Annotated in this window: 19 protein-coding genes; 9 read left to right on the top strand and 10 right to left on the bottom strand. The window is 62.8% G+C overall.

Features of this window, described 5'->3' with window-relative positions; translation table 11 throughout:
- Window positions 1-14 precede the first annotated feature (14 nt).
- From FQ668_RS05190 to dinG, 3 genes are all read right to left on the bottom strand, one after another.
- On the bottom strand, window positions 15-1,160 hold the full coding sequence (locus tag FQ668_RS05190; RefSeq protein ID WP_014589941.1) for an EstA family serine hydrolase: 1,146 nt from the start codon (window positions 1,158-1,160) through the stop codon (window positions 15-17).
- A gap of 133 nt (window positions 1,161-1,293) precedes the next feature.
- Complete coding sequence (locus tag FQ668_RS05185; RefSeq protein WP_119714093.1) at window positions 1,294-3,528, bottom strand: beta-galactosidase; 2,235 nt, start codon at window positions 3,526-3,528, stop codon at window positions 1,294-1,296.
- A gap of 79 nt (window positions 3,529-3,607) precedes the next feature.
- Window positions 3,608-5,752 (bottom strand): ATP-dependent DNA helicase DinG, encoded by a 2,145-nt coding sequence (gene dinG, locus FQ668_RS05180; protein ID WP_003254889.1) that lies wholly within the window; start codon window positions 5,750-5,752, stop codon window positions 3,608-3,610.
- Between the two features lie 98 nt (window positions 5,753-5,850).
- Here dinG and FQ668_RS05175 point away from each other — a divergent pair, with 98 nt between their 5' ends.
- Window positions 5,851-6,315 carry a CopD family protein gene (locus FQ668_RS05175; protein ID WP_014589939.1) on the top strand — a complete coding sequence of 155 codons (465 nt, stop codon included), beginning with the start codon at window positions 5,851-5,853 and terminating at the stop codon, window positions 6,313-6,315.
- A 116-nt stretch (window positions 6,316-6,431) separates the two neighbouring features.
- Here FQ668_RS05175 and FQ668_RS05170 read toward each other — a convergent pair whose 3' ends face one another.
- The 3 genes from FQ668_RS05170 to FQ668_RS05160 form a co-directional block, all read right to left on the bottom strand.
- Window positions 6,432-6,707 (bottom strand): DUF1145 domain-containing protein, encoded by a 276-nt coding sequence (locus FQ668_RS05170; RefSeq protein ID WP_014589938.1) that lies wholly within the window; start codon window positions 6,705-6,707, stop codon window positions 6,432-6,434.
- 98 nt (window positions 6,708-6,805) lie between these two features.
- Window positions 6,806-7,525: an OmpA family protein gene (locus FQ668_RS05165; RefSeq protein WP_014589937.1), complete on the bottom strand. Its 720-nt coding sequence runs from the start codon at window positions 7,523-7,525 to the stop codon at window positions 6,806-6,808.
- Window positions 7,526-7,613: 88 nt separating this feature from the next.
- Complete coding sequence (locus FQ668_RS05160; RefSeq protein ID WP_010952284.1) at window positions 7,614-8,306, bottom strand: OmpA family protein; 693 nt, start codon at window positions 8,304-8,306, stop codon at window positions 7,614-7,616.
- Between the two features lie 159 nt (window positions 8,307-8,465).
- On the opposite strand from FQ668_RS05160, the gene FQ668_RS05155 reads away from it, so the two are divergent.
- From FQ668_RS05155 to FQ668_RS05140, 4 genes are read left to right on the top strand one after another with little or no spacing between them, the layout of a single operon-like run.
- Window positions 8,466-8,960, top strand: a complete 495-nt coding sequence (locus tag FQ668_RS05155) for a DUF6231 family protein (RefSeq protein WP_019438154.1) — start codon at window positions 8,466-8,468, stop codon at window positions 8,958-8,960.
- Between the two features lie 2 nt (window positions 8,961-8,962).
- A complete protein-coding gene (locus FQ668_RS05150) occupies window positions 8,963-9,439 on the top strand; it encodes a YchJ family protein (protein WP_026031913.1) in 477 nt (158 codons plus the stop codon).
- 2 nt (window positions 9,440-9,441) lie between these two features.
- Window positions 9,442-9,915: an LEA type 2 family protein gene (locus tag FQ668_RS05145; protein WP_014589934.1), complete on the top strand. Its 474-nt coding sequence runs from the start codon at window positions 9,442-9,444 to the stop codon at window positions 9,913-9,915.
- A 7-nt stretch (window positions 9,916-9,922) separates the two neighbouring features.
- Window positions 9,923-10,120 carry an SEC-C metal-binding domain-containing protein gene (locus FQ668_RS05140; protein WP_003254900.1) on the top strand — a complete coding sequence of 66 codons (198 nt, stop codon included), beginning with the start codon at window positions 9,923-9,925 and terminating at the stop codon, window positions 10,118-10,120.
- A gap of 162 nt (window positions 10,121-10,282) precedes the next feature.
- On the opposite strand, the gene FQ668_RS05130 is transcribed toward FQ668_RS05140, so the two are convergent.
- From FQ668_RS05130 to FQ668_RS05115, 4 genes are read right to left on the bottom strand one after another with little or no spacing between them, the layout of a single operon-like run.
- The gene (locus FQ668_RS05130; RefSeq protein ID WP_014589933.1) at window positions 10,283-11,185 is read right to left on the bottom strand and encodes a pyridoxal-phosphate dependent enzyme; all 903 of its coding nucleotides are present in this window, start codon (window positions 11,183-11,185) and stop codon (window positions 10,283-10,285) included.
- Window positions 11,182-12,393 (bottom strand): MFS transporter, encoded by a 1,212-nt coding sequence (locus FQ668_RS05125; RefSeq protein ID WP_014589932.1) that lies wholly within the window; start codon window positions 12,391-12,393, stop codon window positions 11,182-11,184. The genes FQ668_RS05130 and FQ668_RS05125 overlap by 4 nt, the downstream gene beginning before the upstream one ends.
- Entirely contained in the window at window positions 12,390-13,178 is a 789-nt protein-coding gene (locus tag FQ668_RS05120) for an alanyl-tRNA editing protein (protein WP_014589931.1), read from the bottom strand. Before FQ668_RS05120 ends, FQ668_RS05125 begins: the two co-directional genes overlap by 4 nt.
- Window positions 13,175-13,888 (bottom strand): serine O-acetyltransferase, encoded by a 714-nt coding sequence (locus tag FQ668_RS05115; protein WP_026031912.1) that lies wholly within the window; start codon window positions 13,886-13,888, stop codon window positions 13,175-13,177. Before FQ668_RS05115 ends, FQ668_RS05120 begins: the two co-directional genes overlap by 4 nt.
- A gap of 171 nt (window positions 13,889-14,059) precedes the next feature.
- On the opposite strand from FQ668_RS05115, the gene FQ668_RS05110 reads away from it, so the two are divergent.
- The 4 genes from FQ668_RS05110 to FQ668_RS05095 all read left to right on the top strand — a co-directional run bounded on the left by FQ668_RS05110 (window position 14,060) and on the right by FQ668_RS05095 (window position 20,743).
- Window positions 14,060-15,400 carry a PLP-dependent aminotransferase family protein gene (locus FQ668_RS05110; RefSeq protein WP_012051411.1) on the top strand — a complete coding sequence of 447 codons (1,341 nt, stop codon included), beginning with the start codon at window positions 14,060-14,062 and terminating at the stop codon, window positions 15,398-15,400.
- A 103-nt stretch (window positions 15,401-15,503) separates the two neighbouring features.
- A complete protein-coding gene (locus FQ668_RS05105; protein WP_144179920.1) occupies window positions 15,504-17,945 on the top strand; it encodes a penicillin acylase family protein in 2,442 nt (813 codons plus the stop codon).
- 126 nt (window positions 17,946-18,071) lie between these two features.
- Window positions 18,072-19,088, top strand: a complete 1,017-nt coding sequence (locus tag FQ668_RS05100) for a ligase-associated DNA damage response exonuclease (RefSeq protein ID WP_135199059.1) — start codon at window positions 18,072-18,074, stop codon at window positions 19,086-19,088.
- Entirely contained in the window at window positions 19,085-20,743 is a 1,659-nt protein-coding gene (locus FQ668_RS05095) for an ATP-dependent DNA ligase (RefSeq protein WP_134697456.1), read from the top strand. The genes FQ668_RS05100 and FQ668_RS05095 overlap by 4 nt, the downstream gene beginning before the upstream one ends.
- The last annotated feature ends 30 nt before the right edge of the window (window positions 20,744-20,773 follow it).

The following is a 20,773-nucleotide window of genomic DNA, read 5'->3' as shown; positions in this document are numbered from 1 at the left end:
CCCGCATTACCCGATCAAAGGCAACCGGCAAGGACGCGTACCAGTTTCTGGGCGCGTGGGTCCATCAGCACATAAGGGCCGAGGGTATTGACCACAAAACCGAAGGCCACATCGTACTCCGGGTCGGCAAAACCGACCGAACCACCGGCACCGGGGTGGCCAAAGGCGCGGGCGCCGAGACCAAAGGTGGCATTGGCCACATCGGGCTGGTCGAGCATGCAGCCCAGGCCGAAACGGGTCTGGGTGAGCAAGGTACGATCCTGGCCAAGGCTATGCTCGCGGGTCAGCTCATCGAGCAGCTCGGATTCAAGCAGGCTGCCGTCCAGCAGGCCGGCATAGAACCCCGCCAGGCTGCGTGCGTTGCCATGGCCATTGGCCGCTGGCTGCTGCATGCGCCGCCATTCCGGTTTGTTGGTGCTGGTCAGTATCGCGGGCGGGTTGGTAAAAGCACGGGTCGACAGCGCCTCAGGCTCGCGCATGGTCACCTGCAGCAAGCGTTGCGCTGCACTGTCTCCAACATTGCCCTTGCCACGGGCGATATGCGCTACACGGTGGAACTCTTCGTCGACCAGGCCAACATGGAAATCCAGCCCCAATGGGCGGGCGGTGCGGGCCACGATCGAGTCGCCAGGGCCACGGCCGTCGGCACGGCGAATCAGCTCGCCGATCAGCCAGCCATAGGTGATGGCGGCATAGCCGTGTTCTGTGCCTGGCGTCCACCACGGTGTCTCGGCTGCCAGGGCATCGACCATGAACTGCCAGTCATACAAGGCTTCAGCCGGCAACAGCTTGCGTATGGCCGGCAAGCCGGCACGGTGGCTGAGTAGCTGACGCAAGGTGATCGACTGCTTACCCGCCTGGGCGAACTCGGGCCAGTAGTTGGCCACCGGGGCATCGAGGGCCAGCTTGCCCTCGCCGACCAGCTGCAGGGCGGTAACGGCCGCGAAGGTTTTGGTGCAGGAGAACAAGTTGGCGATGGTATCGCTGTGCCAGGCCTGCTGGCCGTCCTTGTCGGCACTGCCGGCCCACAGGTCAACAACGGTTTCGCCACCCACCTGGATGCACAGCGCGGCGCCACGCTCCTGGGGATCATCGAACAGCGCGGCAAAAGCTTCGCGCACAGCTTCGAACTTCAGCTCATAGTGACCCTGGATCTGCACCCGCTGCTCTCCGTACGACCATATCCAAAAAGGTGTGCATTGTTTCAGTAGTTGGGTGTTTTGCAAACTGGCTTGGGCCAAGTGGTCGCGACACCAGGCCGCTCTCACTTGAGTTGACTGCATCCACCTGATCTCAGGGGGCCGGTTTTTCCAGCTCGGCACGCAGTTGGTTCATGGTTTGCAGATTGCTTTTGCGCACGGCATCGACAAACCCTGGATAGGGCATATCGGTAATCGCCACCAGCCCGAGGTGGCCGTTCTCACCATCGAGCAGACGACCGCTGGCCGGTTGGTCGAGGTATTGGAACCAGTGCGCGCCAACGATCATCGGCTGCGCCATGGCTGCCTTGAGGAAGTTTGCATAGGCCGGGCCGCGATCCTCTTCCCGCGCCAGCTCCAATGGCCCCGGCCAGAACGGCCCGCGATCACGCGAGCCGAACTGGAACTCGGACACCAGCACCGGCTTGTCCAGCTCTGCCAGGCGGGCAAAGTCGTAGCCGTCCTGTGGCTTGAGGGTATAAAAGTTGAAGCTCAGTACATCGCAGAACTCGGCACAGGCCTTGACCGCCTCCGGTGTACTGACCGCATAGCGGCCCCCCAGGAGCATGTGATTGGGCGCATGCCACTTCAACGAATCGGAAATGGTCTTGAAGTAGGTCTCGGCAAATACCCGCTGGAAATGCTGGTAGTCACGTTCGATTTCCGGGTGCTCCGGGTCAGGCAACGGCGCCTCGAAGCCAGGATCTTCCATGAGTTCCCAGGCGGTCAGTTCGATGCCCCAGGCCTTGGACAACCCTTCCTGGTTGCGATACTTGTCGCGTAACTGCTTGAGGAACGCGCGTTTGGCTGGCACGTCGGTGGTCAGGCGCAAGGTGCCGTAGGCCAGGCCATAACGGCTCTTGGGGTCGCTTCCAGGGGCTGCCCAGGCCAGTTCGTTATCGGCGAAGTAGCCGATGAGCCAAGGGTCGTCACGGTGATCACGCGCGGCGATGGCCACGGCACGCTCGGTGGCCATGGCAAAGCGCGGGTCGAACGGGTCGGGCATGCGGCCCCACCAGTCCATGCCAGTACTGATGCTGGCGTAGTCGCCTACGATCGACAGCGGCAAGGTATACGGCATGCGTCTGGCTTGGCCAAGCGCCGGCTCGCTCCAGTTGCCAACGGTGTTGAACCCCCAGGCCTGAAGGCGATCAAGCGCATGCGCCTGCCAGCGGTCGGCATCCAGCACCGACGGCGCGCAGTTGGCTGGCTCGCCCTCCACTGCGGGCGGACAGGGTTTGCCATAGGTTCGCTGCAGGTTGGCGGCGTAGAAGTCGAACCAGCGCCCCTGCTTGAAATTGCGCCCTTGCGACGAGGCATTGCCATCGTCGTTGTTGCTTTCGCCATAGAACGCGGCCAGTGCATCGCCCTCAGCGGGCAAGGCCTTGAACATGCCTTCGCGCCCGGCGACATACGTACGCCCGCCGTCTGCCGCCACGGCGTTTACCCCCAGGGAATAGAACGGGTGCCCATCCGGCGTTATCAGGTACCAGCGGCCATCACGCTTTTCAGTGCGGAAGAAACCCTTGGCTGCAAAGGCCGGCCCGCCCACCAGGCCACCGTAGGCGTCCAGCTGCTGCTTGCCGCGCTCTGCCAACCAGCCCTTGAGCTGTTGCTGTTCACGGGAATCGGCCGCCTTGAGTTGCTCGTCACTGGATACCTTCTCGGGCCAGTTACCGCGAGTCGACTGGCCATAAACATCAATCAGCTCGTGGTAGGCCGCCCTGTACGCCTGGTCGTCATCCTGGATACCGACACGCTCGATCAGCAGGCTCTGCGCCACCTTGGGGCTGGGGATGCTCAGGCTGACCGAGGTCACCTGCTTGAGGTCGACTCCACCGGCACTGCTGGTCAAAAGAAGGCGCTGGCCACCATGGCTCCAGGGCATCGGCGGGCCGGCGCGCATGCCCTGGTCCAGCGGCGAACTGGCCGTCAGGGGCACCATCACGGTTTGCGCGGGGCCAGCGGGCAGGTCGATACGGCTGGTCAAGGCGCGGCCATCGCTGCTTTGCACTGTGATATCCACGGTCAATGCCCAATCCATGGCACTTTGCAGGCGCAAGGTCAGGAACTGCCCGGCGGACCAGTCCCACAGCCCGCTCTGCGGGCTCAGGCGCAGGGTCGGCTGCTGGGCCGGGTTGAACACCACACGCCGCAACACCTCGCCCTCGGCCGTTTGTTCCGCGTTGTACTGCGGCATGCCGGCATCCACCGTCGCCACATTGACCACCGAAGCCGGGCGCACGAAGCTGAACAGCGTTTGCTGCCCGGCCAGCAAGGGCGAACTGCACAACAAGGCGAATACGGCGGGCAGGGTACGGCGGATCATAAGGCTGAGGCTCTCCTTCAGGACCCTGATGGGCCCAAGACGAGTAATGGACAATGCGCCGGCGCAAGTGCTCCGGCGGTCAGGAAATTTCCCGCCGGAACGGCGGCAGCGCATTGAGAATAGCCTTGCCGTAGCGCTGCGTGACCAAGCGCCGGTCAAGCAAGGTGATAACGCCGCGATCCTGCTCGGTACGCAGAAGGCGGCCGCAGGCCTGGATCAGCTTCAACGAGGCGTCAGGTACGGCAATTTCCATGAACGGGTTGCCGCCACGGGCCTCGATCCACTCGGCCAGCGCAGCTTCGACCGGGTCGTCGGGCACAGCAAAGGGAATCTTGGCAATGACGACGTGCTCGCAATACGCACCCGGCAGGTCGACACCTTCGGCAAAGCTGGCCAGGCCGAACAGCACGCTGTGCTGGCCATCGTCGACCCGCGCCTTGTGCTTGTTCAGTGTTTCCTGCTTTGAAAGGTTGCCCTGGATGAGCACCAGCTTGCGCCAGTCACGGTCCAGACCGTCAAACACATCCTGCATCTGCTTGCGTGACGAGAACAACACCAGCGCGCCACGGGCATCTTCGACGATGTTCGGCAGCTCGCGGATGATCGCCGCGGTGTGCGCTGCTGCATCGCGTGGGTCGGCCTGCAGGTCGGGGACCCGCAACAGGCCGGCATCGCCATGCACGAACGGGCTGGGCACCACGCAGGTGACTGCGTCGCGCGGCAACCCCGAACGCATGCGGAAACGGTCGAACTTGCCCAGCGCGGTCAATGTCGCCGAGGTCACCAGCGCGCCGTGGGCGACGCTCCACAGGCTGCGCCGCAGCATGTCGGCGGCGAGGATGGGGCTGGCGTTGACTTCGATGTCGAACAGCGCGCCACTTTCGGCCAAGGTCAGCCAGCGCGCCATGGGCGGGCTGTCTTCCGGGTCTTCGGCGGTAAAGGCCGTCCACAGCTCCCAGTTACCTTGGGCACGGGTGACCAGGCTGCCGAACAGCGGATACCACTCTTCAGCCTGATGGCTGGCGATGCCGATATTAACCTCGCCGTCCATGCCTTCCTTGAGCAGGTCAGCCAGGCGGGTGAACAAATCGTTGAGGCGTGCAAAGCCCTTTTTCAGTTCGATGCCCACTTCACGAATCTGCTCCGGCACCACCCCACCCTCGAAACGGTAACGCGGGCGCTCACGGCCTTCGGTGTCCTCGCTGGGACGGAAGTCAGCCACCTGTTCACAAAGGGTGAACATGAACTGCTGCTGGGTGCGTACTTCTCGCGCCAGCTCCGGCACCTGCTCGATGTACTTGCCCAGGTCGCCGGGCAGCGGATGCTGGGCCAGCAATTTGGTCAGGTTCTTGGCGGTCTGCTCCAGCCAGTCGGCGGTGGAACGCAGCCGCGAATAGTGGGCGAAATGGCCGATGGCCTTGTCTGGCAGATGATGGCCTTCGTCGAACACGTACATGGTATCGCGCGGGTCGGGTAACACCGCACCGCCACCCAGGGCCAGGTCGGCCAGGACCATGTCGTGGTTGGTGACGATCACATCGACCTTGCCCATGCCTTCGCGGGCCTTGTAGAACACGCACTGCTGGAAGTTGGGGCAGTGGCGGCCGGTGCACTGGCTGTGGTCGGTGGTCAGCCGTGCCCAGTCCTGATCTTCCAGGGCCTCTGGCCAGCTGTCACGGTCACCGTCCCAGCGGTTGCCGGCAAGCTTCTCGATCATGCTGTTGAACAGCTTCTGACTGCGCTCGTCGACTTCGATGCGGAAGCCTTCTTCCTCGAACAACTGAGCCGTGGCTGACTGGGCGTGGCCTTCCTGCAACAGGATGTCGAGCTTGGACAGGCACAGATAGCGGCCACGGCCCTTGGCCAGGGCGAAGCTGAAGTTGAGGCCGCTGCTGCGCATCAGGTCGGGCAGGTCCTTGAAGACGATCTGTTCCTGCAGGGCCACGGTGGCCGTGGCGATCACCAGGCGTTTACCGGCAGCCTTGGCCGCCGGGATGGCAGCCAGGCTGTAGGCTACCGTCTTGCCGGTGCCGGTGCCCGCTTCCACGGCCACCACGGCAGGCTCGCCAGCGCGGCGGCCTTCATCGTCGCAGGCAATGTCGCCAAGCACCTTGGCCACTTCGGCAATCATCAGGCGCTGGCCATAGCGCGGCTTGAGGCTCTTGGCTTCGAGAAAACGCGAATAGGCGCCCTGGATAGTGGCTTTGAGTTCGTTGCTGATCATGGTCTGCAGGCGCCCGGAGGGCTGGATATATTTTCAGTGTTTCGCATGGGGCGGCTATCATACCCCGCTATTGACCTTTCTGCCGCATGGAGATCCGAATGCTTGCCTTTGCCCTGCCCTACACACTGCATGTTCTGGCCGCGCTCGTATGGGTCGGCGGTATGTTCTTCGCCTGGCTGGTGCTGCGCCCGGCAACGGTTGCAGCCCTTGAAGGGCCTGCCCGCCTGCGCTTGTGGGTGGAAGTTTTCCGACGCTTCTTCGGCTGGGTCTGGCTGGCGGTGGCGATTTTGGCGATAAGTGGTATCGGCATGTTGCACATGCGCTTCAGCGGTTTCGAGACGGCGCCCCGGTACGTGCACGTGATGATCGGTGGCGGGATCGCCATGTTTGCCTTGTTCATGCGCATTCAGGCGTTGCTGCTGCCGGAATTGAAGGTAGCGGTGCAGGCCGAGGACTGGCCGACGGGGGCGGCGGTTCTCGGGCGCATTCGGCGGATGGTGGGGGTCAATCTGCTGCTGGGACTGGCCGTCGTTGCGGTGGCCAGTTCGCGACTGGTGATCTGACAGGCGCTGCGTGCAAACAGCAGTGAAGCAGGTGCCACGATGGATGGCACCGGCGTTACCAGTGTTCGTCGGCATGCCCGCTCCTGCAAGGGATCGCAGCGAGAGACGCTGCAAGATCAGCTCACCCGCGGCGCCTCCCGCGGACGGGGAATGGACATGACATGGAAAATACCCGTCAACAGGATTTGCAAACGGTCGAACCAGCGGTGACTGCGCCCGCGCAGGCTGCGATTGAAAAACAGCACTTCAAGCAGGTGCAGGCCAAACAAGACGATGCCTGCGGCATTGATCAGCAGATTGAAGGGCAAGGGTTGTGGCATCAGCTGATTGAACAGCACCACCCCCCAGAAAGCGACCGTCAGGACCTTGCCCAGGCCCAGGATGAACTTCATACCACGCCCCTATAGATAGTTGTCATGTCGAGGTGGCCTGATCGAGCAAACCGTGCGAGCAACATTAACGGCAAGGCCAAGACAGGCGCCAGCACCACTCAGTTGAGGTGCAGTTCCACCCGTCGGTTGCGCGCGCGGCCCTCCTCGGTTTCGTTGTCGGTAACCGGCTCGCTTTCCCCACGGCCCTGGCTGGTGACCTTGCCCATCTCCAGGCCCTGGCCGATCAGGTACTCGGCAACGCTGCTGGCGCGGCGTTCGGAAAGTGCCTGGTTGTAGCTGTCGGAGCCCACACTGTCGGTGTGCCCGATCACACGGACCTTGGCCACTGTCGGTGAATTGAGCTTCGCCACCAGGCCTTGCAGGCGTTGCTGGGCCGCCGGCGTCAGCTCGGCGGAGTCGAAGGCGAACATCACCGCGCCGTTGTCATCGAGGGTGATCACCTCTGGCGAGGGTTCGGGTGCACTGGCAGGTGGCGCGGCCGGGTACTGCTTCAGTGGGCAACCCATGTGGTCGACCGCCGTGTTGGCAGGGGTCTCGGGGCAGTGATCGCGCCGGTCGAAAATGCCGTCACCATCTTCGTCACCGTCCTGGGCGTAACAAATCAGCCCGCCGGCGATGGCACCCAGGGCGCCGCCACCGGCAGCCCAGGAAGAACTCTCGATGGCACCAAGGCCACCACCGACCAAGCCGCCCAGCAGGCTACAGATGGGCCAGGTCCTTTGATTGAGGGGCGCGCTGCCATCGCTGTGCGTAGCGCAGCCCGCGAGCAGGCTGGCAGCCACCAACAGCGGCAATGCCGCCTTCGACGTCACACTCATGCTGAATGCTCCTGTGTCATTGGCCACAAACGGCTGGCCGGCATGAGACGCGCCCGTGCCACTGCTCGAGGCACGGGCGCCCGCCGTCTTACCGCTGGATCTTGATCTCGGTACGACGGTTCATGGCACGCCCTTCGGCCGTGGCGTTGTCTGCCACCGGCTGGGTTTCACCCGCGCCGACCACCGAAACGAAGCTGCTGCGCGGTACGCCGCTCTCGACCAGGTAATCGGTCACCGAATGGGCACGTCGCTCGGACAGTTTCTGGTTGTAGCTGTCGGAACCGACGCTGTCGGTATGGCCGCTGACGCTAAGGCGGGCAGAGGGCGCTTCCTGCTTCAGGCGCGTGGCAATGGTATTGAGGCGCTCTTTGTCACTGGCAGTCAGGCGCGCAGAATCGAACTCGAAGTGCACATCGCGGATGACAATGACTTCTTCCTTCTGCACCACCACTTCTTCGACCACCGCAACCGGCTCAGGCGGGCATCCGTTGGCATCGACCTGCACACCACGCGGGGTGCCAGGGCACTTGTCACGGCTGTCTGGCACGCCGTCGCCATCCTCGTCGCCATCGCCATGGGCCCAGCAATAGCCCGCCGCCAGGCCACCGCCCAGCAACGCACCCCAGCCAGCCCAGCTGGAGCTTTCGATGGCGCCCAGGGCGGCGCCGCCTACACCCCCGACGGCGGCACATTTCGGCCAGTCGGTTTTTTGCAAACCTGCACAACCAGTCAACACACTGGTGAGCAGTACCAGGGGTAACGCTGTGCGTACTATGCTCATTTCATTGCTTCTCCTAGGGGGAATCGGCATAAGGCCGATCTCTGGGAGTAAAGACCGCGCATTCCAACCCTGCCAGCAATAAGCTACGACACGGTCACATGCCTCTTTGCCCGCACGCCGCAGCCCGCTAGTCTTGGATGACTTGAACGAGGAATGGCAATGACCGAAGGTTTCTCCACACGCACCCCGCAACAGGCCCTGGCAGCCCTGCTCGAACGCTTCACTCCACATCGGCTACTGCTGGTAGGTACGCGCTTTCCGGCGCTGGACGCCTTCGCCCAGGCACACCCCCAGGTCACCATCGACACCGCCGCCCCTGGCCCGCTGCCGGCCGAACTGGCCGCCAAGCGCTTTGACCTGGCGGTACTGGTGGACTGCCTGGAACACCTGCCCAAGCGCACGGGCCTGGAGCTGCTCGGCGGCATTCGCAACCTCAATGCCAGCCGGGTTGCAGTGCTGGCCGACTTGGCTGCCTGCGGCTGGCAGGACACCGACTTTTTCGCCCTGGCCATGTCGGCCAGCGAGAAATTCTGCCGTGACCAACAGGTTTTGAGCCTGTTCACCTATGATCTACATGACTATAAGCAGGTCCCGGACTGGCTCAATGCCAGGTTCTGGGCCAACCCTGAAAACTTCGGCAAGTACTGGTGGTGATGATGAGTGTCTCGGTCTGCCCTTGTGGCAGTGGCAACCTGCTTGAAGCCTGCTGCGGGCATTACCATGCCGGTACCCCGGCACCGGATGCCCAGGCCCTGATGCGCTCACGCTACAGTGCCTACGTGCTGGGCCTTATTGACTACCTGGTAGCCACCACCCTACCGGCCCAGCAAGCCGGCCTGGACCGTGCTGCCATGGCCGACTGGAGTGCACAGAGCACCTGGCTGGGCCTGGAGGTGGAAAGCGCAGAAGTGCTGGGCGGCCAACCCGAGCACAGTTTCGTCACCTTCACCGCACGCTGGCACGACCAAGACGGCGATCATCAGCACCGCGAACGCTCGGCGTTCGTCCAGCATGCCGGCCGCTGGTATTTCATCGACCCAATGGTCGGGCTGAAGGCCGGGCGCAACGACCCCTGCCCCTGCGCCAGCGGGCACAAATTCAAGAAATGCTGCGCCAGCTACGTAGGGAGCTGAACATGATCAAGCGCACCCGTCTGCTACTGCTCGGTGCGCTGCTGGCATGGCTGACGGGCTGTGCGAGTTGGGGCGAGGACTGGCGCGAACCCGAAGTGCATCTGGTCGAGGTCGAAACGGTCAAGGCCAGGTTGCTGGAACAGGAGTTCGTGTTGCACCTGCGGGTCGACAACCCCAATGACAGCCGCCTGTTCATTCGCAACGTGTCGTATGCAATACGCCTCAATGACCTGCTACTGGTGCAGGATGAAGCCAGCGTATGGCGCAGCGTGGGCGGGCATGCAGGGCGCACTTTCAAGATCACCGCACGAACCAACCTGTGGCAGCACCTGAAGCCACTGGCCAAGCTGCTCAGAAGCAAGCAGCCCCTGCATTACACCCTGCAGGGCGAACTGGCGACCGGGTTGCTCATCCATCGGGACCTGCACATCTCGCGCAGTGGTGAGATAATCCCCGACGATTACCTACCGGAGTAACCCTGCAATGTCCCAACAACCCCACGTTCATGGCCCTGACTGCAACCATGACCATGATCACCACCACGACCACGGCCATGTACACGGCCCGCACTGCAACCACGGCCACCAGGAGCCGGTACGCAACGCCCTGAAGGACGTTGGCCGTAACGACCCGTGCCCGTGCGGTAGCGAGAAGAAGTACAAGAAGTGCCACGGTGCCTGATCGACTGACGCGATAAAAATCTGAGAGATGGCACTGTGGGAGCGGGCTTCGCCCGGGAACACGGGCGAAGCCCGTGCCATCCACCGCGTCGCCTGCTTCGCGGGCTTGCCCGCTCCCACAGGTACCGTGCCAGCCTCTGGACCATGGGCCTGACACAGGTGGCTACGCGGCCTTTCGCCGGTTAGCCCCCAGCAAATCCTGATACCAGAGGCCGGCATCATAGGCGATGGTCACCAGGGTGGTCTCGACATACCGCGGGTGCTGGGCCATGCGCTGGGCAACCGCCAGGCAGGCAGCGGCTGTATTACCGACGAAAATGCCACTCTGCATGTAGAACCAGCGCTGAGCAGCCAGCATCTCTGCGTGCTGCACCTGGGCCCGCTCGTCCACCAGCGACCAGTCCATGAACGGCGGGCAAACGCCCACGGCCATGCCTTCAAAACGATGATCGGCGAACACGCCAGCCCTCGAATCACAGCCATTGGGGTCGACCAACACCGTCGACACCTCGAAGCCATGGTCTTTCAGCCCCAGGGTGATACCCGTGAAACTGGCGCCAGTACCCGCACAGCCCACGAACAGGATCTGCCGCCCAGCACCGGCGTTGGTCAGTTGCACGGCCAGTTCACTGGCGGTCTGATAACGATGGGCTTCGATGCCCACCGGGTTGTTGAACTGGTCGGTATAGAAGTATGACTTGCCCAGCGCGGCCTGGTTATCCAGGTGATGCATCACCACGTCCTTGGGTGTGGCACCGGCCATCAGCATTTCCTTGCCGATCAGTCGGGCACCGAAACACTCCAGCAGATCCCGCTTGGTCTGACTGAAGCTCAGCCCGACCGCCAGCTCTACGGCGACCTGGTACTTGTGGCAGGCCGCCAGCAAGCCAAAGCCGAAGCTGCCACCGGTTTTTTCGATGACGGTCGTCACCCCGGGAATGATCTCACCCTTGCGCACGGCATGTTCGACGATCCGCCGCGCCGCCCGGTATTTGTGGCTTCCGCCCGGGTTGTTCATTTCCAGCTTGGTGTAGATACGATCGCTGACACTGATGAGCTCGCTCATTTGCGGCTACCTTCCATTGAAGTTTGCAGGCCGACCTTGTTCTGCAGCAGGCCGGCAGTGGCAACCAGCAGCCCCAGGCAGAGGACCATGCAGATGGCGTTGGTACCGTCCCAGCCGACCGAGCTGAGCAACAGCGAAGGGCTGAATGCGCCGAGGGTGGCAAAAATGGCGATGGCCAAGTCGTTCTTGCCCTGCATCTGCATCGCTGCCGGGCTGTTCTGCAGTGACTGGGCCAGCAAGGCACCTCCGCCTACATAAGTGAGGTTCCAGCCCAGCCCGAGGGCAATCAGTGCCAGGGTCATCATGGCGTAGCTGTGCGACCAGATATTCATCGCCGAGCAACCGATCAACAGGGCCAGGCCCGCGCAAATGGTGGTCTTGATACCCAGCCGCTGGATGATGGCGCCGGTGAAGAACGACGGGGCAAACATGGCAATCACATGCCACTGGATCGCCAGGCGGACGTCAGTGAAATCCTCGTGCATGTGTTTCATGTGCATCGAGGCCTGGATCATCAGCAGGTTCATGATCCCGTAGCCCAGCGCAGCGACAGCCATTGCCACAACCACGCTCGGGCCTGCCGGCTCGGCACGGACACTGGCCGGCTTTGCTGCGCTGTTGACCGCGCTGGCCATACCGGCATCGTTGGGCAGGCAAAGCGCAATCAACAATGAAAGCAACGCCAGGCCGACAAACGCGGCATAACACAGCGAAAACAGTGGGTAGCCACCCACGTCACGCAGCCATTCGGTAAGCGTCGGCCCGACGACAGCCGCGATGACCCCGCCCGCCACGACCAGCGAAAGCGCCTTGGGCTTCAAGGCCTGGGAAAGATTGTCGGTTGCGGCGAACCGGTTGAAGTTGGCGAACGCGATGTACACACCCAATGCAGAGTGGCTGAGGACCAGCGTTGGAAAATGCTGGTGCTCCACCGCCAGAAAGCCGCTGACGCCAGACAGCGCCAGGGGAATCGCGCCCAGCATGAACGCCTTTTTACGGCCGATACGGCTCATCAGCCTGGAGACCGGATAAGTTGCCAGCATCAGGCACAGAAACTGGAACCCGTACGGCACCGTGGACCATGCGGCATCAGGCGCCAGCGCAGCCCCGACAATGGCGGCCATCGTCACCGACATCACGGCAGTCGTCAGGTTGATCGACTGTGCAGTGAAGTACAGGTACGTGCGCCGCGGTAACGTGCTGTTCATAGTGCGTGCTCGTGATAAGTGGACAGGTCGATTTCGGCCTCGGGGAACACGCAGATCAGCCGTTCCTTGCCTTTACCCAGGCGTTTGCGCTTGACGCCAAGGCGCCCGATGCGCCGAGGCGAATCGAGGTGCGTGCCACCGCACGGGATTTCGATGCCGTTGTAGGTCCACAAACGCGCGTCTTCCAGGCCTTGAACCGCGTAGTGCTCGATGGGCGCATCGCAGCCAATCAGTTCATTCGCCCGTCGTTCTATTTCAAGTACGTCTTCAGCCGTGAACGCGTCCTCGACCAGGAAGTCGAAACGTGCCGTGTCCTCCTTGATATGGCAGCCGATAGTCCATTGCTTCAGTTCTTCACGCAGCCCGATGGCGGCGGCGTACAGGAAGTGGCTGGCACTGTGAGACAACGTCAGCCGTTCGCGCCGTTCAATATCGATGGTGACGCGGGCCGGCATGCCTACGGTGACTTCATCCAACAGGTGTAAATCATCCGGGTGCAGGCTGTGAATAATAATGCCGCCCAGTTTTCCGCCTTTGAAACCGTCCAGGCGAATAGGGCTACCGTAGAGTTTTTTAACCCAGACAAATCGCACGGTACCCACCGGTAATTCAATGGTGCCGAAGTCCGCTTCCTGGCCGCCTCCTTCCGGATAGGCCACCGTACTCAGCAACTCGATGCCGTCACTGTGCACCCGCGCTACTTGCGTATTCGCGCCCGCCAGGTACTGGTCTTTGTAATACAGTTTTTCGGTATTTCTTAAAACTTCATAGTTCAGAGCGTTCATGATTCCAATACCACCTGCAATGATGTTTTAACCTGTACCCGGGCAGCGGCCGGGACGTCTTTGGTCACAATGCAGCCCGGCCCGATAAACGCACCGTCACCGACATGAATTGCGCCCAGCACACTGGCGAAAGCGCCGATCTGCACCCGGTTACCCAACGTCGGATGCCTGGGGCTGGAGGGGTTGTCACTGATACCGCGGGCGCCCAGGGTTACGCCGCCAAGCACGTAACAATCGTCACCAATGGTCGACGTTTCACCAATGACGGTGCCCATGCCGTGATCGATGATGAAGCGCGCACCAATGCGGCTGCGGAAATGGATCTCCGCCCCCGAAAGCATTTTTCCGCGCCTGGAGATCATGGCGGCCAGGCATTGACCGCCGGCGCCGTAGGTCGCGGCGCTATTGTTGTAGATCCAATGGGCAAGCCGATAATGCAAAACCGCAGAATAAGAGGTGTAGGTTTTTGCAACGAATACCAGGTCGCGGCCGGCAGCCGGATCTTTCATGGCAAATGCCTGTAAATCGGCATGTGCCTGTTCAGTCACATGTTCTATGACTGTTGTTTCCTTCAGTGCTTCGAACTCGACGATTGAACAACACTCCAATAACGCCGAGGTCACAAGATTCTTTACAACTTTGAATGACTCCAGTTCGTCAGGGACAGGAAGCCTGGCAATGACGGCTGATTGCATGTCCATAGGGTGCATGGGCTTGATATCCAGTTGTCTGGTCTGCACAGACGCTAAAAGTGCCGCCTTTGTTGGCAGCCGAAAGTTCCGACACGGGGATATTGGCATGTGCTGGCCATTTGCAAACGAACAGTCGACAAGCATTTCCGTTAACTGTTAGGCTTTTTTTTCTAACGGTTCGGACCTGCCATGATCCCCTGCAGCCTTCATCACCTTTTGAAACAACGCCTGGATGCAGGCGAGTGGTTGCCTGGGCAACGCATGCCCTCCATCCGCAAGCTGACCGCTGCAGTGGACTTCAGTTACCACGACGTCGTGTCGGCCTATGCCCAGCTGGTCAGCGAAGGGGTGTTGACGGCATCACCCGGGCGAGGCTACTTCGTGGCAAACCGCGCCCGGCAAACCAGCGTGATCCACGAACCCGAATGCATGGCCGGCGACCCGCTGTTCCGGCTGCTGCAGGGCGGCCAGCACTTCACCAAGCTGGGCAGCGGCTGGCTGCCCCCAGCGTGGCGCGACACCGAACTGCTGGCCAAGGCAATTCGTCGCACAGCGCGGCTTGAGCAGAGCTCGCTGGCAGAGTACGGCGACATCCAGGGGTACCTGCCCATGCGCAAACAGCTGTGCGTGCACATGAAACGGCTGACCCGTGTCGAAGCCCGGCCCAACCAGTTGCTGACCACACTGGGTGCCACACAAGGCCTGGACCTGGTTGCACGGTTGCTGATCAAACCAGGCGACCACGTTTTCGTCGACGAGCCGGGCAACGGCAACCTGATCAAGCTGATCCAACTGGCTGGCGGGCACGTCGTGGGCATTCGGCGGACCCAGGACGGGCCGGACGTGGAAGAAATGAGAAGCCACCTGGCCAGGCACAAGGTCAAGGCGTTTTTCTGCAACAGCACCTTTCACAACCCGACCGGCAGCAACATCAGCCCGCACAACGCCTTCAGCGTCCTGCGCCTGGCGGTGGAGCACGAGTTCTTCGTGGTCGAGGACGATGTCTATGGGGACTTCAGCCCTGCTGTGCGCCAGACCTTCGCCGAGCTGGACAACCTTGACCGGGTTATCTACATCGGCAGCTTCTCCAAATGCCTGTCGGCCTCGCTGCGCGTGGGGTTCATTGCCTGCTCGCAAGACCTGATCGAACCGCTCACACGCCTTAAACTGCTGACCTGCGTCGCCGTCCCCGCGTTTTGCGAACGCTTCGTCAACACCATATTGTCGGATGGCACGTATGCCCGGCACATGAAAGACGTGCAGCAGCGCCTGATCCGCCAGCAAGTGCAAACCCAACGCTTGCTGCTCGAGCGCGGCTGGCAGTTCGATATTGCGCCGCAAGGGGGTATGTTCCTTTGGGTCTACCACCCGGACCTGCCCGACCTGCAACCTTTCATGCGGAAACTGGAGCAACACAAGATCCTGCTGATGCCGGGCTCTGCATTCGCGGTGAGCCGTGACTACCAACGCTACACGCGCATCAATTGCACGCATTTTTCCGACGCCTTGGCCGAGCACTTCGAGGTTTGACCCGGCGCGATCAAATAAACCGACCTGGGACCTTGCATGGCGCCTGCGCGCTTACTACCTTAGCGCCTTTCCAAACCAGCCTCGCCTTGCAGGAGCCCTTGCCATGGCCGCCCCCGCCTTTCCTCCCTTCCGCCTGCGGTTCGCAACCGCTGCCACCCTGCTCGGCGTGCTCGGGCTGGCCGGCTGCCAGACGGGCGGCTACCAGGACAGCGTGCCACCGACCAGCGGCGTGCAGCCGCTCAAAGGCCTGGCACAGAATGTTTCGGTACGGCGCAATGCCATGGGCGCGCCGCTGATCGAAAGCAGCAGCTTCCATGATGCGCTGTTCAGCCTGGGCTATGTGCACGCCGGCGACCGCATCGAACAGATGGTCGCCATGCGCCTGCTCGCCCAAGGCCGCCTGGCCGAACTGGCCGGCAGCGAGGCGCTGGATATCGACCGCCTCATGCGCGCCGCCAACCTCAAGCAGAGTGCCGCCCAGCAATACGCCGACGCATCGCCACGCCTCAAGCGCTTCTTCGAAGTGTACGCGCGCGGGGTCAACGCCTACCTGTTCCGCTACCGCGACAAGCTGCCAGCAGGCCTGGCCAGTAGTGGCTATCGCCCCGAATACTGGAAGCCTGAAGATTCGGCGCTGATCTTCTGCCTGTACGCGTTCAGCCAGTCGGTCAACCTGCAAGAGGAACTCAGCGCCCTGACCCTGGCGCAGAAAGCCGGTAGCGACAAGCTGGCCTGGTTGCTGCCCGGGGCCCCGGACGAGCCGTTGGCCGAAATGGAGGTGGACAAGCTCAAAGGCCTGAACCTGGCCAGCCAGTTGCCGGGGCTGCCAGCCCTGGCAGCTGCCAGCCAGAAGCTCGCCGACCTCGACCTGCTCGGTAGCCCGGGGTCGGCCAACCTGGCCCTGGGTCCGCAGCGCAGCCGCAGTGGCAAGAGCCTGCTGGCCAGCGACAGCCGCGCCGCCTGGGCCTTGAGCCCGGTACAAATCAATACCAGCAAGTACCAGGTTGCCGGCCTGTCCTTGCCGGGCCTGCCAATTGTGCTGGCCGGCTACAATGGCAAGCTGGCTTGGAGCAGCAGCGCGGTCATGGCCGACAATCAGGACCTGTTCCTCGAGCAGCTGCGCCGCCAAGGCAATCAGCTGAGCTACCTGGCCGATGGTAAATGGCTGCCGGCCCGCGCCCGTAGCGAAACCTACTTTGTACGTGGCCAGCGCCCCGTGCGCGAAGTGATGTACGACACCCGCCACGGCACCCTGCTGGCCCAGCCAGAAAACGCCAGCCTGGGCCTGGCGCTGAACCTGCCACAGTTCAAAGGTGATCGCAGCCTGGATGCCCTGTTCGACCTGACGCGGGCCAAGAACGTAGAGCGGGCCTTCGACAGCACACGTGAAGTGACGGCTGCTGCCGTCAACTTCGTTTTCGCCGAGCCTGAGCATATCGGCTGGCAAGTCAGTGGCCGCTACCCCAATCGCCGCGAAGGCCAGGGCCTGCTGCCCTCGCCGGGCTGGGACGGGCGTTACGACTGGGACGGCTATGCCGACCCGATGCTGCACCCGTACGACCAGGACCCACCCGCGGGCTGGATCGGCCACGCCAACCAGCGCAGCCTGCCGCGCGGCTATGGCATGCAGCTGTCCAGCACCTGGTACTACCCCGAGCGTGCCGAACGCCTGGCACAGCTGGCCGGCAACGGTCGCCACGACAGTCGCAGCCTGATGGCCCTGCAGAACGACCAGGTGACCTTGCTGGCCAACAAGCTCAAGCAGATGTTCGACGCCCCCGGCATGGCCCAGCCACTGAAGCAGGCGATCGACGCCCTCCCGGCCGGGCAGCGCGAAAAGGCCCGCGACACGCTGGCCCGGCTCAAGGCCTTCGATGGCCGCCTGAGCCCGGTGTCGGCAGATGCCGCGCTGTACGAGTTGTTCTTGCAGGAGGTCGCTCGCCAGACCTTCCTCGATGACCTGGGCCCGGCGTCCGGCCCGGCCTGGCAGGCATTCGTCAGCAATGCACGTTTGTCGTTCTCGGCGCAGGCCGATCATCTGCTGGGCCGCGATGACAGCCCCTTCTGGGATGACCGCAACACGCCGCAAAAAGAAGACAAGCCCGCCATCCTCGCCCGCAGCCTGGCGGGCGCAATGGAGGCCGGTATCGCACAACTGGGTGCCGACCGACGCAGCTGGCAGTGGGGCAAGCTGCACCAGTACCGCTGGCCGGCACCGGCCTACCATGGCCTGGGTGATGCGATCAGCCGTTCGCCGCTTGCCGCAGGCGGCGACTTCACTACCCTGGCCCTCACACCATTCGCCTGGGGCAGCGACTTCGACACGCGTCTGCCAGCCTCGGCACGGATGATCGTCGACTTCGGCCAGGCCGAGCCGTTGCAGATACTGACCAGCAGCGGCCAGTCCGGCAACCCGGCCAGCGCGCATTACCGCGATGGGCTGGATGCCTGGTTCAAAGGGCGCTTCATGAGCCTGCCACTGCAACAGCAGAACTTCAGCAGGGCATATGGCAACCAGCGGCTTACGTTGGTGCCGGGGCGGTAAGGGCGTTCTTCAGGGGCGCATGAGGGGGCTTGATTAACTTTTTCAGCAGCTCCCTCCCAAATCCATCCGAACTAACGTCCAGCACCATGCCTCTTAACGGGTAACCCCAGAACCAGTGCCCGTGCCATGGACCTCGTCATCGCCCGCCCCGAAGGCCTGTACTGCCCACCCGGAGATTTCTACATCGACCCCTGGCGGCCCGTGGACCGGGCTGTCATTACCCATGGCCACGGCGACCACGCACGCACCGGCAATGGCCATTATCTGACCGCCAGCCCTGGTGCTGGCATTCTTCGCAGCCGCCTGGGCCAGGACATCAATCTGCAGACCCTGCCCTACGGTGAGCGCCTGCTGCACAACGGCGTGACGTTGAGCCTGCACCCGGCCGGGCACGTGCTGGGTTCGGCACAGGTGCGCCTGGAGTACCGAGGTGAAGTCTGGGTTGCATCCGGTGACTACAAGGTAGAACCCGATGGCACCTGTACGCCCTTCGAACCGGTGGCGTGCCACACCTTCATCACCGAATCGACCTTCGGCCTGCCGATCTACCGCTGGCCAAGCCAAAGCGAGATCTTCGCCAGCATCAATGCCTGGTGGCGGGCCAACCGTGAACAGGGCAAGGCCAGCGTGCTGTTCTGCTATGCCTTCGGAAAGGCCCAGCGGATTCTGCATGGGCTGGATGCGAGCATCGGCCCGATCCTCGTGCATGGCGCCATGGAGCCGCTCAACCGGGTGTACCGGGATGCCGGCATCCACCTGCCGGAAACCCGCTACGCAGGCGATATTCCGCGCAACGATCCACTGCTGCGCCAGGCACTGGTCCTGGCACCCCCGTCAGCCGGCGGGAGTAGCTGGATGCGCCGTTTTGGCGATTACAGTGATGCCTTCGCCAGCGGCTGGATGCTGCTACGCGGCGCCCGCCGGCGGCGCGGCGTGGACCGGGGCTTTGTGCTGTCCGACCACGCCGACTGGCCTGGCCTGCTCTGGGCCATTGGCCAGACCGGTGCCCAACGGGTGATGGTCACCCACGGCTCGGTCGAGGTACTGGTGCGCTACCTCACCGAACAAGGCCTGGATGCCCGCGCCTTTGTCACCGAGTATGGCGACGAAGACGATGTGCCCAACACCGCCCCCTCGCCATGAAAGCCTTCGCTACGCTGTTCCTGCGCCTGGACGCGACCACCTCCAGCAATGCCAAGCTCGAGGCACTGCGGGACTATTTCGACATGGCGCCTGCCGACGATGCTGCCTGGGCGGTGTATTTCCTGGCCGGCGGGCGCCCACGCCAGCTGGTGCCCACCCGCCTCCTACGTGAACTGGCAACGACGCTGGCTGGCCTGCCGGACTGGCTTTTCGAAGAAAGCTATCAGGCCGTGGGCGACCTGGCCGAGACCATTTCGCTGCTGCTGCCGCTGCACGCCGATGGCAACGAGGAAGGCCTGGCCACCTGGGTGGAACAGCATTTGCTGCCCCTGCGCGGGTTGGCGCCTGAGCAAGTCCGCCAGCGCCTGCCGCTGCTCTGGGCCCGGTTGGACCGCGCCAGCCTGATGCTATGCCTGAAGCTGATCACTGGCAGCTTTCGCGTGGGCGTGTCAAAGCTGTTGGTCACCCGCGCCCTGGCGCAACTGGCCGGGCTGGACGCCAAACGCGTGGCCCAGCGCCTGGTCGGCTACACCGATATAGGCCATCGCCCGACTGCAGCCAGTTACCAGAGGCTGATCGCCCCAGAGTCCGCCGATGAACACAACCAGCGTGGCGGCCAGCCCTACCCCTTCTTTCTGGCCCATCCGCTGCAAGTCTCCAGCGATCAATTCCATACCCTGCTCGGTCCACCAAGCGATTGGCAAATCGAATGGAAGTGGGACGGTATTCGGGCGCAAGTGGTGAAGCGCGATGGCCAGCTGTGGGTGTGGTCACGCGGCGAAGAACTGGTTACCGAGCGTTTCCCCGAACTGCATGGTCTGGCACAGACGTTGCCCGATGGCGTGGTGCTCGACGGCGAGATCCTGGTCTGGAAACCCGGTGAAACCGAGGGTGAACTGGCCGTGCAGCCTTTTGCCTTGCTGCAACAGCGTATCGGTCGCAAAACGCTGGGCAAAAAACTGTTGAACGATGCGCCGGTGGTGCTGCAGGCCTACGACCTGCTGGAGTGGCAGGGCGAGGACTGGCGCAGCCGACCGCAGCACGAACGCCGAAGCCAGCTGGAGCGCCTGGTGGATGAACACCCACTTGCCCCCGTGCTGTTGTCGCCTATGCTGCAAGGCCCGGACTGGGCCGACCTTGCCCGCCAGCGCGAACAGTCACGCAGCCTGGGCGTGGAAGGGCTGATGCTGAAGCAGCGCGAGGCCCTGTACGGCGTGGGGCGCACCAAGGACATGGGCATCTGGTGGAAGTGGAAGATCGACCCTTTCAGCGTCGATGCGGTGCTGATCTATGCCCAACGCGGCCACGGCCGCAGGGCCAGTCTGTACAGCGACTACACCTTTGCCGTATGGGATGCACCGGCAGGTACCCCTGGTCGGGCGTTGGTGCCCTTTGCCAAGGCCTATTCAGGGCTCAGTGACGAAGAAATGCGCAAAGTCGACGCCATCATCCGCAAGACCACGGTGGAAACGTTCGGCCCGGTGCGCAGTGTCACTCCAACGTTGGTGTTCGAGCTGGGCTTCGAAGGCATCGCCCTGTCCCGGCGCCACAAAAGCGGTATTGCCGTGCGCTTTCCGCGCATGCTGCGCTGGCGACTGGACAAGCCGGTGGAAGAAGCAGATGACTTGGCCACCCTGCAGGCGCTACTGGCCTGAAAAAGTTTGCGATGCCCGACTGCTGCAGGA

This window comes from Pseudomonas sp. Kh14 (genome assembly GCF_900291005.1).
Taxonomy (GTDB): Bacteria; Pseudomonadota; Gammaproteobacteria; order Pseudomonadales; family Pseudomonadaceae; genus Aquipseudomonas; species Aquipseudomonas alloputida.
The sequence above is the reverse complement of the archived record's forward strand: the minus strand, read 5'-3'. Positions and strand labels throughout refer to the sequence as shown.

Bases quoted from the DNA above. Each gene is read 5' to 3' on its own strand.
- FQ668_RS05170 (WP_014589938.1), bottom strand. From the start codon at position 6,707: ATGAAGTTCATCCTGGGCCTGGGCAAGGTCCTGACGGTCGCTTTCTGG.
- FQ668_RS05125 (WP_014589932.1), bottom strand. From the start codon at position 12,393: ATGAACAGCACGTTACCGCGGCGCACGTACCTGTACTTCACTGCACAG.
- FQ668_RS05160 (WP_010952284.1), bottom strand. From the start codon at position 8,306: ATGAGCATAGTACGCACAGCGTTACCCCTGGTACTGCTCACCAGTGTG.
- FQ668_RS05150 (WP_026031913.1), top strand. From the start codon at position 8,963: ATGAGTGTCTCGGTCTGCCCTTGTGGCAGTGGCAACCTGCTTGAAGCC.
- FQ668_RS05145 (WP_014589934.1), top strand. From the start codon at position 9,442: ATGATCAAGCGCACCCGTCTGCTACTGCTCGGTGCGCTGCTGGCATGG.
- FQ668_RS05155 (WP_019438154.1), top strand. From the start codon at position 8,466: ATGACCGAAGGTTTCTCCACACGCACCCCGCAACAGGCCCTGGCAGCC.
- FQ668_RS05140 (WP_003254900.1), top strand. From the start codon at position 9,923: ATGTCCCAACAACCCCACGTTCATGGCCCTGACTGCAACCATGACCAT.
- FQ668_RS05120 (WP_014589931.1), bottom strand. From the start codon at position 13,178: ATGAACGCTCTGAACTATGAAGTTTTAAGAAATACCGAAAAACTGTAT.
- FQ668_RS05185 (WP_119714093.1), bottom strand. From the start codon at position 3,528: ATGATCCGCCGTACCCTGCCCGCCGTATTCGCCTTGTTGTGCAGTTCG.
- FQ668_RS05130 (WP_014589933.1), bottom strand. From the start codon at position 11,185: ATGAGCGAGCTCATCAGTGTCAGCGATCGTATCTACACCAAGCTGGAA.
- FQ668_RS05095 (WP_134697456.1), top strand. From the start codon at position 19,085: ATGAAAGCCTTCGCTACGCTGTTCCTGCGCCTGGACGCGACCACCTCC.
- FQ668_RS05175 (WP_014589939.1), top strand. From the start codon at position 5,851: ATGCTTGCCTTTGCCCTGCCCTACACACTGCATGTTCTGGCCGCGCTC.
- FQ668_RS05100 (WP_135199059.1), top strand. From the start codon at position 18,072: ATGGACCTCGTCATCGCCCGCCCCGAAGGCCTGTACTGCCCACCCGGA.
- dinG (WP_003254889.1), bottom strand. From the start codon at position 5,752: ATGATCAGCAACGAACTCAAAGCCACTATCCAGGGCGCCTATTCGCGT.
- FQ668_RS05110 (WP_012051411.1), top strand. From the start codon at position 14,060: ATGATCCCCTGCAGCCTTCATCACCTTTTGAAACAACGCCTGGATGCA.
- FQ668_RS05105 (WP_144179920.1), top strand. From the start codon at position 15,504: ATGGCCGCCCCCGCCTTTCCTCCCTTCCGCCTGCGGTTCGCAACCGCT.
- FQ668_RS05165 (WP_014589937.1), bottom strand. From the start codon at position 7,525: ATGAGTGTGACGTCGAAGGCGGCATTGCCGCTGTTGGTGGCTGCCAGC.
- FQ668_RS05115 (WP_026031912.1), bottom strand. From the start codon at position 13,888: ATGCACCCTATGGACATGCAATCAGCCGTCATTGCCAGGCTTCCTGTC.